The organism is Jatrophihabitans sp. (assembly GCA_036389035.1).
GTDB lineage: Bacteria > Actinomycetota > Actinomycetes > Mycobacteriales > Jatrophihabitantaceae > Jatrophihabitans_A.
Map to the genome: position 1 here is coordinate 119,440 of DASVQQ010000007.1, position 13,277 is coordinate 132,716.

Here is a 13,277-nt window from a genome sequence, read left to right on the forward strand (position 1 = left end):
TCATCGTGGCGGCTTGCAAGCGGCTTGGCAATAGCGAAGAGCTCCTGAGCGGGCTAAGTGACTTTGTGCTGGGTAGACCCCCCGAAATATACGATCCGTTATACTGGTGACGTGCTGGCACACGAGCTGTTACGTTCCGCGCGATTGGCGGCGGGCCTGACCCAAGCCCAGCTTGCCGAGCGAGCGGGCGTGGCCCAGAGCGTCATCAGCGTTTACGAGTCCGGTCGAAGGCAGCCTGCTCTGTCGACGCTTACCGCGTTGATCGAGGCCGCGGATCAGAAGTTGGACATTCAGCTACGTCCGATGTCAGCAGAATTTCGCCAGCTTTCCGGACCCAGGGGTCGGGTGTTGCGACGCCAGCGGGATGCGGCGCTGTCTCGTGCTCGCGCCCATCGGGTCACCTTGCGGGGGGTTTTTGGGAGCGTGGCACGTGGTAGCGAGGGTGACGACAGCGACATCGACCTGCTCGTCGACATCGAGCCTGGCGTCGGGCTGTTCGCGTTGGGTCGACTCAGAAGCGAGCTGGAGTCTTTGCTCGGCGCAGCTGTCGACCTGGTTCCAGAAGCCGATCTGAAGCCGGACGTACGTGAGGCGGTTCTTGCCGATCTGGTGGCGCTGTGAGCCGACGTGATCGTCACCGGCTGGAGGACATCATGGCGTCGATAGCAGCGATCCGTTCACATCTGGAACGCGGGGAGCTGTCGGACGGACTTGTGTACGACGCCGTTCGGGCTCGGTTGATCGAGATAGGCGAAGCGGTCAAAGGGCTTGATCCTTCACTGATTGCGGCTGAACGGGGAATACCGTGGCGAGACGTGGCGCGCCTACGCGATCACTTGGCGCACCGTTATTTCGACACATCGCATTCAGTCCTGGCTGCCACCGTTGAAAACGACCTTCCTGAGCTGGATCAGGCAGTTCGGCGGATGCTGGAAAGTTCGAGCGCTGAACGGGTAAACCTCGGGGTTCCGAGCCCGATCATTCGCTCCAACTCAGCGAGCCGACCGCGGCGGCTGACCCGCAGCTGAAGGAAGCCCCTGGGACGGACCCTGAGTCCCCGGTCCGACGGCGGGGGTTGTTCTCAGGGCCGTCCCCGATGCCCCGGCCTCGCGTCGGCGCGAGGATTTCCTCCATGATCACTATCGATTCACTCACCAAGAAGTACGGCGCGTACACCGCCGTCGAGGGCATCAGCTTCACAGCCCGAGCCGGCCGGGTGACCGGCTTCCTCGGCCCCAATGGCGCCGGCAAGTCGACCACCATGCGGATCATCGTCGGCCTCACCCCGCCCACGTCGGGAACCGTCACCATCGCCGGCCGCAGGTACCGCGACCTTCCCAACCCGGGACTGGAGGTCGGGGTGCTGCTGGACGCCTCCGCCCAGCACGCCGGTCGCACCGGGCGCGAGATCCTCACCATCGCCCAGCAGACGATGGGGCTGCCGGCGGCTCGGGTCCGCGACATGATCGAGCTGGTCAGCCTCACCGGCGCCGAGGCCGACCGCCGGGTCGGCAACTACTCGCTCGGGATGCGCCAGCGGCTCGGCATCGCCACCGCCCTGATCGGCGATCCGGAGGTGCTGATCCTCGACGAGCCCGCCAACGGCCTTGACCCGGCCGGCATCCGCTGGATGCGCGACCTGCTTCGCGACTACGCCAACCGGGGCGGAACCGTCCTGCTGTCCTCGCACCTGCTGCACGAGATCGAGGTCATCGCCGATGACATCGTGGTGATCGGCAACGGCCGGATCGTCTCGCAGGGCACCAAGACCGAGCTGCTGCAGGCCGCGGGCACCGTCGTTCGGGCTGCCGAGCTGAGCGAGTTGGAACGGGCCCTGAGCGCATGGGGACTGGCCGTCACCCGGTCCGGTGACGGCGCGCTGCGCACCGACGCCGATCCCACGCTGGTCGGGACGGTCGCGCTGAAGGCGGGAATCGCCCTCACCGAACTGCGGCCCGCCGACGGCGCCGGCCTGGAGGAGATGTTCCTCGAGCTCACTGTCACTACCCAGAGAGAAGGAGCAGCGGCATGACCGCCGTCCACACCGAACCCGTCCTCGAACAGCGTCAGATCATCCGGCGGGTACCGGTCGCCCGGGTGCCGCTGGCCAGGGTGACCAAGGTCGAACTGCGCAAGATGTTCAACACCCGTTCGGGTTTCTGGCTGATGGCCAGCATCGTCATCGCGGCGCTGTTGGCCACCACCGCGGTGATCCTGTTCGCCCCGGACAGCGAGCTCACCTACGCGACCTTCGGCGCGGCGATCGGCTTTCCGATGGCCGTCATCCTTCCGATGGTGGCCATCCTGTCGGTCACCAGCGAGTGGAGCCAGCGCAGCGGGTTGACCACGTTCACCCTGGTGCCGCACCGGAGCCGGGTCGTGCTGGCCAAGGCGATCTCATCGGTCACCGTCGCGGTCGTCTCGATGCTGCTGGCCTTCTCGATCGGCGCCCTCGGCAACCTGGTGGGCACCGCGATCACGGGTACCGCCGTCGTGTGGGACATGTCGCTGGCTGAGTGCCTGTTCATCGTGCTGGGCAACGTCCTGGGGCTGCTGACCGGCTTCATGCTCGGCGTGCTCATCCGCAGCTCGTCGGGAGCCATCGTCGCCTACTTCGTCTACTCGCTGCTGCTGCCCACCATCTTCGGGGTGCTGGCCGCCAGCCAGGACTGGTTCGAGACCCTGCGCCCCTGGGTCGATGTCAGCTACGCCCAGGGCGCGCTGTTCAACGGCGCTCCGACGGGCGAGGAGTGGGCGCATATCGGCGCCACCGGGATGATCTGGCTGGTGATCCCGCTGGTGGTCGGGGTCTGGTATGTGATGAGGTCAGAGGTCAAGTAAGGGCCCGTCGCCCGGCGGGATCCGGCACCCTTGTGGAGCCGGATCCCGCCGGGCGTTCGAGCGTCCGCTCCTGTTCGGGGCGAGCAGTCCGCAGCCTGCTGGGCAGCTGCCGGCGGAAGTGCGGTCCGCAGCATCGAGTAGCGATTTCGCACGCCTCGCCGGACGAAATCGCTACGCGTCGGGAGGACGTGCGTCGGGAGGACGTGCGTCCGGCTGTGATCGGACACTTCCTCCCACGCCAGGGTGAGCGGTTCGACGCGTACTAGCGCCAGCCCGGCAGCCAGCGTCCAGTCGGAGGCCGGGCGGTGCCGGGGGAACAGCTTCGGCATGTAGAGAAACAGTCTTGGCATAGCTCAACCCCGTTAGCGAACTGGCGCGGGTTCTTCCTCGTGCGAATGCTCAGTGCGCTGGATTGCGACGACGGGGGAGGATCGGGTGCCGTCCCCCGCCGTCGCAACTCCATCCTCTTGGCTAGGGCAGGGGGATGCCTAGCCGAGGACGCCCAGGAGCCGGTTCAGCAGCATGGCGATCTGGCTGACTATCGCGCTGATCCCGGTGTTCGCGTCGAGCAGGCCCGCAATCGCGCACAGCAGGTTGCCCAGCAGGTTGCCGGGTCCGGACTGCGCCGTGATGTCGAGGACGATCCGATCCAGATGAATCTGCAAGCCGAGCAGGTCCAGGTCCAGCGGGCCGAGCGTCAGGTGCAGGATCTGACACGATCCGGCGCTGTTGGCCAGGTCGACCGGAACGGTGATCGCCTGTGTTCCGGACGCCAGAACGGTTCCAGCCGCGTCGGTGATAGTGCCGGTGAAGGTGCCGGTGGCCAGCAGTCGAGAGCCCGAGGCGCTGAACCTGTTCACATCGAACACGCCGGTGACCGCTCCGCTGCCGTCCGCGAGCGTGCCCGTGACGCTGGCCGTCGACGGCGTCGCCGTCCGGGGCGCTGCCGTGGCGATGACAGCGGTTCCCATGAACAGGACGAACGCTGCCACGATCGCAACGAACAGGAACCACACCTTGGACAGCGAACGACCGGGTCTTGACATGCTTTCTGCGGGGTAGGACATCGAACCACCTCTTTCATATCTGCGCCAGGACGGTCTGGCTCACCGAGCCCCTGATGAGACCCAGCGATATGAAGACCACCCGGACGGTGTCGCATCACGCGGCCCTATGGCCGCCCACCTGCCGGCCGCTGAGCTCCGGCTGCCTGTAGGCAGGGCTGGCGGATCGCGTCGCGGCGCTGTTCGCGGCCGGATCTCGCGTAATGCGGCCGGCACCAAGGCGTCCGGTGTAGCAGCCCCGTCGTTGCGGTCCATAGCGGCGCACAGGGGCGTTTGTTCCTCGGGTCAGATCTGCCGGGCGGCGGGGTAAGGTCCCACCATGGGCGCCGTCACCCCGCCGAATCGGGGCGCCGAAGATGAGGGGATAGACATCCCGGAGCTCATCTCCCTGGTCCGGCGCGTGGTGACGCCCCGGGTGAACGACTCGGCCACGGCCGATGACCTGGTGCAGGAGACGCTGGCTCGGGTCCTCGGGGCAGGGGATCGAGTCAACAAGGGCATGCACGGGCCTTATGCCATCGTCACCGCCCGCAACCTGATCTCCTCGCTGGCCAAGCAGCAGGAGCGCCAGCGGCGCAATCAGCACCGGCTGGCCGACCTGCAGGTAGCTGAGCATGTCGACCAGCAGTTGCTCGAAGGTGAGAAACGCGAGGCGATGGCGACGGCGCTTGCCCGGCTGTCCGAGCGGGATCGGCAGACGCTCGTCGCCCACGAGGTAAACGGCCAGGACACCAGCAGCCTCGGTACCCAGTTCGGCATGACGGCCGGCGCTGTCGCCGCCCAGTTGCACCGAGCCCGTGCCCGCCTGCGGGTGGAGTACCTTCTCGTGTCAGAAAAGGTGGAGCCGCCCACCGACCGGTGCCGGCAGGTCCTTTTCTCGCTCTCCGCCGGAGATCGTCGTCGGCAACGCGAGCTGGACACGGGGCGTCATCTGCTCGAGTGCGACATGTGCGTGCGGATCAGCCGGCCCCTGCTCGAGAGAACCGCCGACGATCCCCGAAAAGACGTGATCGGAATTCACCGGGACGCCGACATCGTCACGGCTCGGCAGGCAGTACGAGAAATGGCTTCCAACGTCGGGTTCTCGCGGACGGATTCAACCATCATCGCAACGGCGGTCTCCGAGATCGCCCGTAATATCGTCCGGTTCGCCGAGAAGGGCGAACTCAGCATCGAGGTAGTCGAGGATGGCCGGTACGGCGTGCAGATAGTGGCTCGGGACACCGGGCCGGGAATCGCCGATATCGACCAGGCCATGGTTGACGGGTACAGCACTTACAGCGGGCTGGGCCTGGGTTTGCCGGGTGCGCGCCGGTTGATGGATGAGTTCGAAGTCGTGTCAGAAGTGGGTCGAGGAACAACGGTGACCATGATCAAATGGCGAAAGGAGATGCACAGGTGAGCGAGGACGAGCGAGTCGTCGAGCAAGCTGTATCGGACTTCCCGGCCCTGGACCCTCAGGATGAGGAGCAGCTGCTGCCACAGCTGGTGGCGCACCTGCGGGAGAACCGCACCAGGCTCCGACAGGAGTGGGCCAGCCGTATTCAGGGCGCGCACCTGTTGCAGGCCATGACCCCGCAGGAGGTCGCCGCGGAGACCACCTCGGTGTACGACAACTACGTCGAGGTGCTCGAAACCGGAAACGTCGAAGCGCTGCAGCACTATGCCCGCGACCTGTCCGAGCGCATCATCCCCCGGGGGGTGGAGACCCACGAGGTAGTGGGCATAGTGCTGCTGCTCCGTGACGTGCTGGCGAGATCGCTGTTCGGCAAGTACCAGCAGGATTTCTCCATGCTCAACAGGGTTCTGGACGCCTACGAGCCCGCGGCGAACAGGATCGCCAACACCGTCGCGGTGAGCTTCGTGGACGAACGGGAACGGGTGATCCGTCAGCAGCAGGACGCCATCCGGGAGCTCTCGACGCCCGTTCTTCCGGTTCGGGAACGGCTCCTGATCCTTCCGATCATCGGAGTTCTGGACACCGAACGCGCTCGCCAGCTCACCGAGCAGCTACTCGCCGGCATTCGCAGGCATCGGGCGAAGGTCGTCGTCATCGACATCACCGGCTCTCCCACCGTCGATGAGGCAGCTGCCAACCACCTCGTTCGGACGGTCGACGCCTCTCGCCTGATGGGGGCAAGCGTCATCATCACCGGGCTGTCGCCGGGCATCGCGCAGACTCTGGTGACGATCGGCGTCGATCTCGGCAAGATGAACACGATCGGGGATCTGCAGGGCGGCCTCGAAGAAGCCGAACGGCTCCTGGGCTACACCGTGAGCCGGCAGGACGGTTCCACGGGATAATGGACTCCGGGCCAGCACTCGTATCGATCCTGCAGCAGGGTTCGACCCTGATCGCATCGATCCACACTGCGCTCGATGACAGTCAGCTCATTCGCTTCCAGCGGGACCTGATCGAACAGATCGGTGCCCGCCGGTCGCGCGGGGTGATCATCGATGTCGCCGCATTGGATGTGCTGGACTCGTTCGGGCTGCGCACGCTCAGAGACATAGCCGAAATGGCTCGCCTTCGCGGAGCCATCACCGTGCTGGTAGGAATCCAACCGGACGTCGCTCTTGCCATGGTGGAACTGGGGTTGGGCACCGGGTCGATCGAGACAGCCCTGGATCTCGAGGAGGGCTTGGCCTACCTGGGCGTGGGCGTCACGGCAAGCACTGTCAACCACCGCCCGGAACACAAGATGTCACCGTGGGGGTGACCCCGGAGCTGGAGCGCAATTACCGGGTCGCGTTCCTGCGTTACCTGCCGCGACGCGAAGAGGCGCCCCTTCATGCGGCCTACGAGATCGGGCGTTCGGCGGTTGTCCAGAGAATCACGATCCTGGACCTGGCCCAGCTGCACCACGAGGTGTTCCTGGACGTCATCCAGAACACTCCGGAAGCGGAGCTGGTCGGCGTCACGACGGCCGCGTCGGAATTCTTCCTGGAGGTTCTCGCCACCTATGACATGACCCAGCGGTCCTTGCTGGAGCAACAGCGGCCTCCGCCCACGGCCGAGCGCTAGAACCTCGCACGCCTTGACAGGCACCCTTGCTGGCATACGCCGGAAATTTCAGGTTAAGGCGCTTTCTTCAAGATTGCCGTATTCGTGGCTATGCCGCCGCAAGCCGGAAGTGGGCAGGAGACGGGCTGGTTTTGCGACTTCGACTGTGCCTACTCTGTGGCATCAAAGGGACTAACTACCTAGAACGGAAGATTAAATGCCCAAATCAGAACGCCCCGTAACAGGCCGTATCGTCTTGGTGACCGGAGCCAACCGTGGCCTCGGCCATGCTCTGGTGGAGGAAGCACTCCACCGCGGCGCGAAGCGCGTCTACGCAGGAATGCGCACACCCGTCGACCACTCGGACAGCCGGGTCGTCACACTGCCTCTGGACGTGACCGACGGGGCGCAGATCAAGGCAGCGGTGAAGAGCATGGAAGACCTCGACGTGATCATCAACAACGCGGGCGTGGGGACCTACGACGAGCTGGACGACCGCGCCGCTATCGGAGACCATCTCGCGGTCAACCTGTACGGCCCGTACGAGCTGACCCAGGCCGTCCTGCCGCTGTTGGCAGCCTCTCGCGGCGATGTCGTTAACATCCTCTCACTGGCCGGGCTGGCAGCACTTCCGACCATGCCGGCCTACTCCATCTCCAAAGCAGCAGCCCTTTCGCTCACTCAGGTGCAGCGGGCGCTGTTCGCCATGCACGGAGTGCGGGTGCACGCTGTCCTCACCGGCCCGGTCGATACCGACATGACCCGGGCAGTGAACATCCCGAAGGCCGCACCAGCGGCGGTGGCCAAGGCCGTCTACGACGGCCTCGAGGCCGATCAGGAAGACATTTTTCCTGACGCGATGTCAGTTTCTATTGAAGCCGCCTGGGATGCCGGGGCCAACAAGATGCTTGAGCGTGCCACCTCGGGTCTGCTGCCTTCGTGACTGCTCGAGCGTTCCCGCGCTGTCACCGTCTCGCCGAGGCCACGACGCCCTAAGAACTTGAACGCCCTGTTGTCTGATGTCGCACTGATGATGCGACGGCTAAACCGTGTTGAAGTTGCCCGTCGTGGGGGAGCCGAGGTAGCAGTTGCCGGAGGATGTGCCGTTGCCGGTGACCTCATTGCCGAGCAGGTAGTCCTCGCCCCATCCGGGTGGCCAGTTGCACCCCGAGTCCAGGAACCAGGTCTGCCCGGCGGGCCGGCCCATGCAGGTCATCGACAACTGCTTCGGCGCGGTCTTGCTCAGGCCGCAGTCGGTGGGTATCTGCCCGCCGTCCCAGATCGTGCCGGTCCCTACCGAGCTGATGTTGGCCGGCGAGCTGGAGCTGGTCAGCGTCAGCTGCATGGTCTCGGCCGGCTCGGCCACACCGTCGTTGTAAAAAGTGATGGGGACGTAGGCCTGGGGAGAATTCTGTTGAATGGTGACGGTGCCCGAGGTGGCGTGGTAGTCACTGCCGGCGACCGCGCTGCCGTTCACCGTCTGGTAGCCGATGGTGATCGGAGCGCTGCCCTGGTTGGTGGTGTAGATGATAAATACGAGCTGCGTGTCGTACGTGCCGCATCGGTACGGCGAGGTAGTTGAGCATGACTTGACGTACTCGTAGCTGGCTCCACCCACCACCGTGACCGTCGGGGTGCGTGCGCGAGTGGCCGCCTCGGCGGCCTGCACCGACAGCAGGCAGAGCGCGGCTGCGGCAACGAGTGTCATGCAACGACGTAGTAGGTTCATCGTGCGCTCCTAATGCAAGGAATAGCGCCAAGCCGCCAATAGGCGGGGGATACTATGTCATTCGGGGCGACTCTTGCATAGTGGCTGTATTCCACATGAAAAGACATTGCGCGCGCAACTGCGCTGGTCGCCCGGAACCCACCCCGCCCCTGGGCTGAAGGTGGCCGGTGCCTGCTGAATTTCAGCGCCCTGCCGCTCAGCGAATGGGCAGTTGTGGGCCCCGTCGGACTCGAACCGACAACCTACGGATTAAAAGTCCGCAGCTCTGCCATTGAGCTAGAGGCCCCAGAGAATGAACGTCTCGCCTTTTCAGCATTCAGGGAACCGAGACGCCGATCCTCCGCAGCACAGTGTCTCAGACTTCTCACCACTGACCACAGGTGGCGTATGCCTACTTACGAGGGGGTCGGTGAGGCGTCAGGGCTGGCCGAATCTGAGGCGTCGGGGCTGGCTGAGTCAGACGCGGCCGGCGACTTGGGCGCGGTGCTTGCCGAGGCCGCCGGATCCTTGAGCTTGGGGTTCAGCGCGATCGCCTTCTTCACCGCGGCGTCGCCTTCTTTGACCTTGCCGGTGGCGCGCAGCAGCAGGCCCAGGTTGAGATGCGCCGCGGCGTCCTTGGGAGCGGCCTTGATCGCCCGCTGGTACAGCGAGATGGCTTCGGCATTGTTGCCCTTGGCCTTCACCAGGATCGCCAGGTTGAACAGGGCCGGCTCGTAGGCCGGGTCGATCGCCAGCACCACCCGGTACTTGTTCTCGGCCTCGCCGTAGTTAGACCGGGCGGCGTCGATCAGGGCCAGGTCATACAGCGCGTACTTGTTCTTCTTGTCGTACTTGAGGACCTCGTTGTACTGGCGGACCGCCTCATCGAGATCGCCCTTGGCCTGGGCGTCGAGCCCGGCAGCCAGGGCGTTCGAGGCCTTCTTCGGATCCGGGTCGACGGTGCCGTCGTCGTTTCCGCAGGCAGCCAGCGCCAGGACGGTGACAGTGGCCATCACCAGGGCGGCGCAGCGGTTCCCCACCCTCTTCAGGAACGCATTAGGTGTGCCACTACGCATGATCTTTCTCCGACTTTCTGGTGAGTGGTGCGGTGGATCATCACGGGCGTTGGAGCCCCTTTCGCCCGCGACCTAACAACAACATAACGTCAACATCTTAACCCGGAGCGGTAATCGCCCTGGGCTTTGAGCCTCAGTTGAGGCGAAGCTGGATGCGAATCGTCACCGGGTCGCGGCTTCCTACAGCTATCGCGCCCAGCAGGACGCGAGGCCCGCCAGTTACCTGGCGGGCCTCGCGCCTACGGTGTTGCCTTGATCGTGCGCCCTGTCAGTTACGAACCGCAGATTGCGTACGCGGTGATCGTTGCAGAACCATTACCCGAAACTGTGACGACCGCGGTACCGGTCCAAGCGGTGGCGCTCGACGGGTATGAAGCTGAAACCGCCGCCTTAGCGCCATTGCCCTGAGTGATATTGGCACCGCCACCGAGCAGCTTGGTGCCAGCCGGGCACGTTGCTGTTGAGGTGCCGGTCGTGGTGCCCACAACTGGGTTGCCGCCAGTCGAGCCTGGAGTCCCAGTCACGATCGTGGTGTTGGCGACGGTGCCGGCCGGACCGGTCGCACCCGTGGCGCCGGTCGCACCGGTGGCACCAGTCGGGCCTGCGGGACCGGCCTCGCCCTGTGGACCGGTGTCGCCCTTGTCGCCCTTGGCTCCGGTCTCACCCGTGGCTCCAGCGGGACCAGCCGGGCCGGTAGCACCCGTCGCGCCGGTCTCGCCCTGAACACCCTGCGGACCAACATCACCCTGCGGACCGGTCTGTCCAGCCGGACCCATGTCGCCGGTGTCGCCCTTGTCACCCTTGGCGCCGGCGGCGCCATCAGCGCCGTCAGCTCCTGCGGGACCAGCAGGCCCAGCCGGGCCCTGCGGACCCATCTCGCCCTGCGCGCCCTGAGGGCCTGCGGGGCCGACCTCGCCCTGGATGCCCTGCGCTCCGGCCTCACCCTGGATGCCCTGCGCGCCGGTGGCTCCGGTCTCGCCCTGGGCGCCGGTGGCACCGGTCTCGCCCTGGATGCCCTGCTCACCCTGCGCTCCGGTGGCTCCGGTCGCGCCGGTGTCACCCTTCTCACCCTGAGGGCCCTGCGGACCCATCGGGCCGGCGGGGCCTACCTCGCCCTGCGGACCCTGTGCGCCGGTGGCACCGGTGGCACCGGTGGCACCGGTGGCACCGGTTGCGCCTTGCGCGCCAGTGGCGCCGGTCTCGCCTTGGATGCCTTGCTCGCCCTGCGCGCCAGTGGCTCCGGTGTCACCCTTCTCGCCCTGGATGCCCTGCTCGCCCTGCGGGCCCTGCGCTCCGGTCGCGCCGGTGGCTCCGGTCTCGCCCTGGATGCCTTGCTCGCCCTGCGGGCCCTGCGCGCCAGTGGCTCCGGTCGCGCCGGTGGCGCCGGTCTCGCCTTGGATGCCTTGCTCGCCCTGCGGACCCTGCGGACCCTGCGGACCCTGCGCACCAGTGGCTCCGGTGTCACCCTTCTCGCCCTGGATGCCCTGCTCGCCCTGCGCGCCAGTGGCTCCGGTCGCGCCGGTGGCTCCGGTCTCGCCCTGGATGCCTTGCTCGCCCTGCGCGCCGGTCGCGCCGGTGGCTCCGGTGGCTCCGGTGGCTCCGGTCTCGCCCTGCGGGCCCTGTGCGCCAGTGGCGCCGGTCGCGCCCGTGGCACCGGTGGCGCCGGTCTCGCCCTGCGGGCCCTGTGCGCCGGTGGCTCCGGTCTCGCCGGTGTCACCCTTGGCTCCGGTCGCGCCCTGGGGGCCGGTGGCTCCTTGTGCGCCGGTGGCGCCGGTCTCGCCGGTGTCACCCTTCGGTCCAGTCGCGCCCTGGGGGCCGGTGGCACCCTGCGGGCCGGTAGCGCCCGTCGCACCTTGGGCGCCGGTGGCACCCTGCGGGCCGGTGGCACCCTGAGGACCGGTCGCACCAGTAGCGCCGGTAGCGCCCGTCGCGCCAGTAGCGCCCGTCGCACCGGTAGCGCCCGTCGCACCAGTAGCGCCGGTGTCACCCTTGACGCCCTTCTGGTTCCAGGAGATCGGCTTCTCGCTCTTGCTGCAGCTGGCTGAAGAGTCGATGATGCGAGTCGCGCCATTCTTGGCGTCATAGCAAGCCATGATCACGCCGCCGGAGGCGGGGATCGAGGCTTGGGCAACGGTGATGCCGCCTACCAAAGTGATGCCGGCACCGGCAGCCACAACAGTCGCGATTCGACGATTACGTCGCGTGATGCGACTGGATGAGCTGTGACGACTGGACATGAAGACGTCTTCCCCCCGCGGAATAGTCAATGAATTCGCGCGTGGGTTCGCCTCTAGCTCCCTGCCAGGCCGAGGGCGACCATAATGCCTGGCAGATCTTTGCCCGCTGGGCCTGAGTTGGCCGTACTCGCAAACTAACACGATCTTTAGGCGAGTAACAAGACGGTTTCCTCAAAGTTTCCTCAAAGTCCTTTGCCGCACCTACATATCTCGCGAAACGGGCGTACATCCTGACCAAGTGATCGGTCATAACTTGCTTACAGCAAGCGACCGTAAGCGCAGCGTGACAGAACGAGCCCGGTGGGATATCGCAAGCTCAGCTGCTCTGCCGCTTGGCTGGTTTGGCGCTGCGCGGCTGCGGTGCCGGAGAAGTGCTCAGCTTGTCGATCTCGGCCTGCAACTCCGAATTGACGGTGCGCAACGCAAGCACCATCTCGATGCCGGCAAGGTTCAGGCCGGCATCGAGCAGGGCGGCGATGTCGCGCAGCCGGCGAAGGTCGTTCTCGCTGTACCGGCGGGTGCCGCCGGCGGTGCGCTGGGGATTGACCAAGCCGCGAGCTTCGTACTGGCGCAGGTTCTGAGGCCCGCTGCCGACCAGCTCGGCGGCGGTCGTGATGCCGTACACGCCACGGTTGGGATCTGGCTGCGGAAAGGGTCCCATCGAACTGCTCTCCTCTGCTACTTGCATCAGTCTAGAAAGTTTGATACAACAAATCTACATCAGCCATAACACATTAGGTGAGATGGCAGATGCGACCTAAGGAGAAACTCGACCGTCACTGTGGAGGTGGCAACCCCAATGCTTATCCGTACTGACCCGTTCCGCGAACTCGACCGCTTCGCTTCCCAGGTCTTCGGCACGACCGCCCGGCCGACCGCGATGCCGATGGACGCCTGGCGCGAGGGCGACCGCTTCATCGTCGAGTTCGACCTGCCGGCTGTCGATCCGGAGAGCGTTGACCTCGACGTCGAACGCAACGTGCTGACGGTGCGCGCCGAGCGGCGGCTTCGCACCGAGAACGACATCGAGCTGCTCGCGGCCGAGCGCCCGCGTGGCGTCTTCAGCAGGCAGGTCATCCTGGGCGACGCCCTCGACACCGAGAACATCGAGGCCAGCTACCAGGCCGGTGTGCTGCGCCTGACGATCCCGGTCGCCGAGAAGGCCAAGCCCCGCAAGATCATGATTCAGAGCGACGCCCAGAACCGGCAGGCGATCTCCGTCTGACGCATCGCTGGTTCCGGTGGCCCGGAACGGCACCGCCGCACTCGGCTGTGCCCGTTCCGGGCTCGCCTGTCTCAGCCCGCGAACCCAGCCCGCGAACCTCGGCCGCGGAGGCAGGCGGAGGC

At 66.0% G+C, this 13,277-nt stretch carries 15 protein-coding genes and 1 tRNA gene; 10 read left to right on the plus strand and 6 right to left on the minus strand.

The annotated features are described in order from the left end of the window. The first annotated feature begins 111 nt into the window (after positions 1-111). The 4 genes from VF557_03125 (at position 112) to VF557_03140 (ending at position 2,841) form a co-directional block, all read left to right on the plus strand. Positions 112-621 carry a helix-turn-helix domain-containing protein gene (locus VF557_03125; GenBank protein ID HEX8079183.1) on the plus strand — a complete coding sequence of 170 codons (510 nt, stop codon included), beginning with the start codon at positions 112-114 and terminating at the stop codon, positions 619-621. Beyond that, a complete protein-coding gene (locus tag VF557_03130) occupies positions 618-1,028 on the plus strand; it encodes a HepT-like ribonuclease domain-containing protein (GenBank protein HEX8079184.1) in 411 nt (136 codons plus the stop codon). Before VF557_03125 ends, VF557_03130 begins: the two co-directional genes overlap by 4 nt. A 104-nt stretch (positions 1,029-1,132) precedes the next feature. Continuing rightward, positions 1,133-2,032: an ATP-binding cassette domain-containing protein gene (locus VF557_03135; protein ID HEX8079185.1), complete on the plus strand. Its 900-nt coding sequence runs from the start codon at positions 1,133-1,135 to the stop codon at positions 2,030-2,032. Further along, positions 2,029-2,841, plus strand: a complete 813-nt coding sequence (locus VF557_03140) for a hypothetical protein (GenBank protein ID HEX8079186.1) — start codon at positions 2,029-2,031, stop codon at positions 2,839-2,841. The genes VF557_03135 and VF557_03140 overlap by 4 nt, the downstream gene beginning before the upstream one ends. Before the next feature lie 488 nt (positions 2,842-3,329). On the opposite strand, the gene VF557_03145 is transcribed toward VF557_03140, so the two are convergent. After that, complete coding sequence (locus tag VF557_03145; GenBank protein HEX8079187.1) at positions 3,330-3,887, minus strand: hypothetical protein; 558 nt, start codon at positions 3,885-3,887, stop codon at positions 3,330-3,332. A 337-nt stretch (positions 3,888-4,224) separates the two neighbouring features. Here VF557_03145 and VF557_03150 point away from each other — a divergent pair, with 337 nt between their 5' ends. The 5 genes from VF557_03150 to VF557_03170 all read left to right on the plus strand — a co-directional run bounded on the left by VF557_03150 (position 4,225) and on the right by VF557_03170 (position 7,852). Continuing rightward, a complete protein-coding gene (locus VF557_03150) occupies positions 4,225-5,307 on the plus strand; it encodes a sigma-70 family RNA polymerase sigma factor (GenBank protein HEX8079188.1) in 1,083 nt (360 codons plus the stop codon). After that, positions 5,304-6,209 carry an STAS domain-containing protein gene (locus VF557_03155; GenBank protein ID HEX8079189.1) on the plus strand — a complete coding sequence of 302 codons (906 nt, stop codon included), beginning with the start codon at positions 5,304-5,306 and terminating at the stop codon, positions 6,207-6,209. Before VF557_03150 ends, VF557_03155 begins: the two co-directional genes overlap by 4 nt. Then, positions 6,209-6,625: an STAS domain-containing protein gene (locus VF557_03160; GenBank protein ID HEX8079190.1), complete on the plus strand. Its 417-nt coding sequence runs from the start codon at positions 6,209-6,211 to the stop codon at positions 6,623-6,625. Before VF557_03155 ends, VF557_03160 begins: the two co-directional genes overlap by 1 nt. Further along, the gene (locus VF557_03165) at positions 6,616-6,930 is read left to right on the plus strand and encodes a phosphatase RsbU N-terminal domain-containing protein (protein HEX8079191.1); all 315 of its coding nucleotides are present in this window, start codon (positions 6,616-6,618) and stop codon (positions 6,928-6,930) included. The genes VF557_03160 and VF557_03165 overlap by 10 nt, the downstream gene beginning before the upstream one ends. Before the next feature lie 238 nt (positions 6,931-7,168). Then, positions 7,169-7,852, plus strand: coding sequence for an SDR family NAD(P)-dependent oxidoreductase (locus VF557_03170; GenBank protein ID HEX8079192.1), 684 nt, complete (start codon positions 7,169-7,171; stop codon positions 7,850-7,852). 99 nt (positions 7,853-7,951) lie between these two features. On the opposite strand, the gene VF557_03175 is transcribed toward VF557_03170, so the two are convergent. The 5 genes from VF557_03175 to VF557_03195 form a co-directional block, all read right to left on the minus strand. Then, positions 7,952-8,617: a Calx-beta domain-containing protein gene (locus tag VF557_03175; protein HEX8079193.1), complete on the minus strand. Its 666-nt coding sequence runs from the start codon at positions 8,615-8,617 to the stop codon at positions 7,952-7,954. Positions 8,618-8,852: 235 nt separating this feature from the next. Continuing rightward, positions 8,853-8,924 (minus strand) — tRNA-Lys (locus tag VF557_03180). Between the two features lie 109 nt (positions 8,925-9,033). Then, positions 9,034-9,657, minus strand: a complete 624-nt coding sequence (locus VF557_03185) for a tetratricopeptide repeat protein (GenBank protein ID HEX8079194.1) — start codon at positions 9,655-9,657, stop codon at positions 9,034-9,036. A gap of 308 nt (positions 9,658-9,965) precedes the next feature. Continuing rightward, positions 9,966-11,867: a spore surface glycoprotein BclB gene (locus VF557_03190; GenBank protein ID HEX8079195.1), complete on the minus strand. Its 1,902-nt coding sequence runs from the start codon at positions 11,865-11,867 to the stop codon at positions 9,966-9,968. 379 nt (positions 11,868-12,246) lie between these two features. Continuing rightward, positions 12,247-12,591, minus strand: coding sequence for a MerR family transcriptional regulator (locus VF557_03195; GenBank protein ID HEX8079196.1), 345 nt, complete (start codon positions 12,589-12,591; stop codon positions 12,247-12,249). Positions 12,592-12,729: 138 nt separating this feature from the next. Here VF557_03195 and VF557_03200 point away from each other — a divergent pair, with 138 nt between their 5' ends. Then, positions 12,730-13,155, plus strand: coding sequence for an Hsp20 family protein (locus VF557_03200; GenBank protein HEX8079197.1), 426 nt, complete (start codon positions 12,730-12,732; stop codon positions 13,153-13,155). Positions 13,156-13,277: the final 122 nt, after the last annotated feature.

Coding starts and splice junctions, on each gene's coding strand:
- VF557_03140 (HEX8079186.1), top strand. CDS start 2,029: ATGACCGCCGTCCACACCGAACCCGTCCTCGAACAGCGTCAGATCATC.
- VF557_03200 (HEX8079197.1), top strand. CDS start 12,730: ATGCTTATCCGTACTGACCCGTTCCGCGAACTCGACCGCTTCGCTTCC.
- VF557_03160 (HEX8079190.1), top strand. CDS start 6,209: ATGGACTCCGGGCCAGCACTCGTATCGATCCTGCAGCAGGGTTCGACC.
- VF557_03145 (HEX8079187.1), bottom strand. CDS start 3,887: ATGTCAAGACCCGGTCGTTCGCTGTCCAAGGTGTGGTTCCTGTTCGTT.
- VF557_03175 (HEX8079193.1), bottom strand. CDS start 8,617: ATGACACTCGTTGCCGCAGCCGCGCTCTGCCTGCTGTCGGTGCAGGCC.
- VF557_03135 (HEX8079185.1), top strand. CDS start 1,133: ATGATCACTATCGATTCACTCACCAAGAAGTACGGCGCGTACACCGCC.
- VF557_03150 (HEX8079188.1), top strand. CDS start 4,225: ATGGGCGCCGTCACCCCGCCGAATCGGGGCGCCGAAGATGAGGGGATA.
- VF557_03195 (HEX8079196.1), bottom strand. CDS start 12,591: ATGGGACCCTTTCCGCAGCCAGATCCCAACCGTGGCGTGTACGGCATC.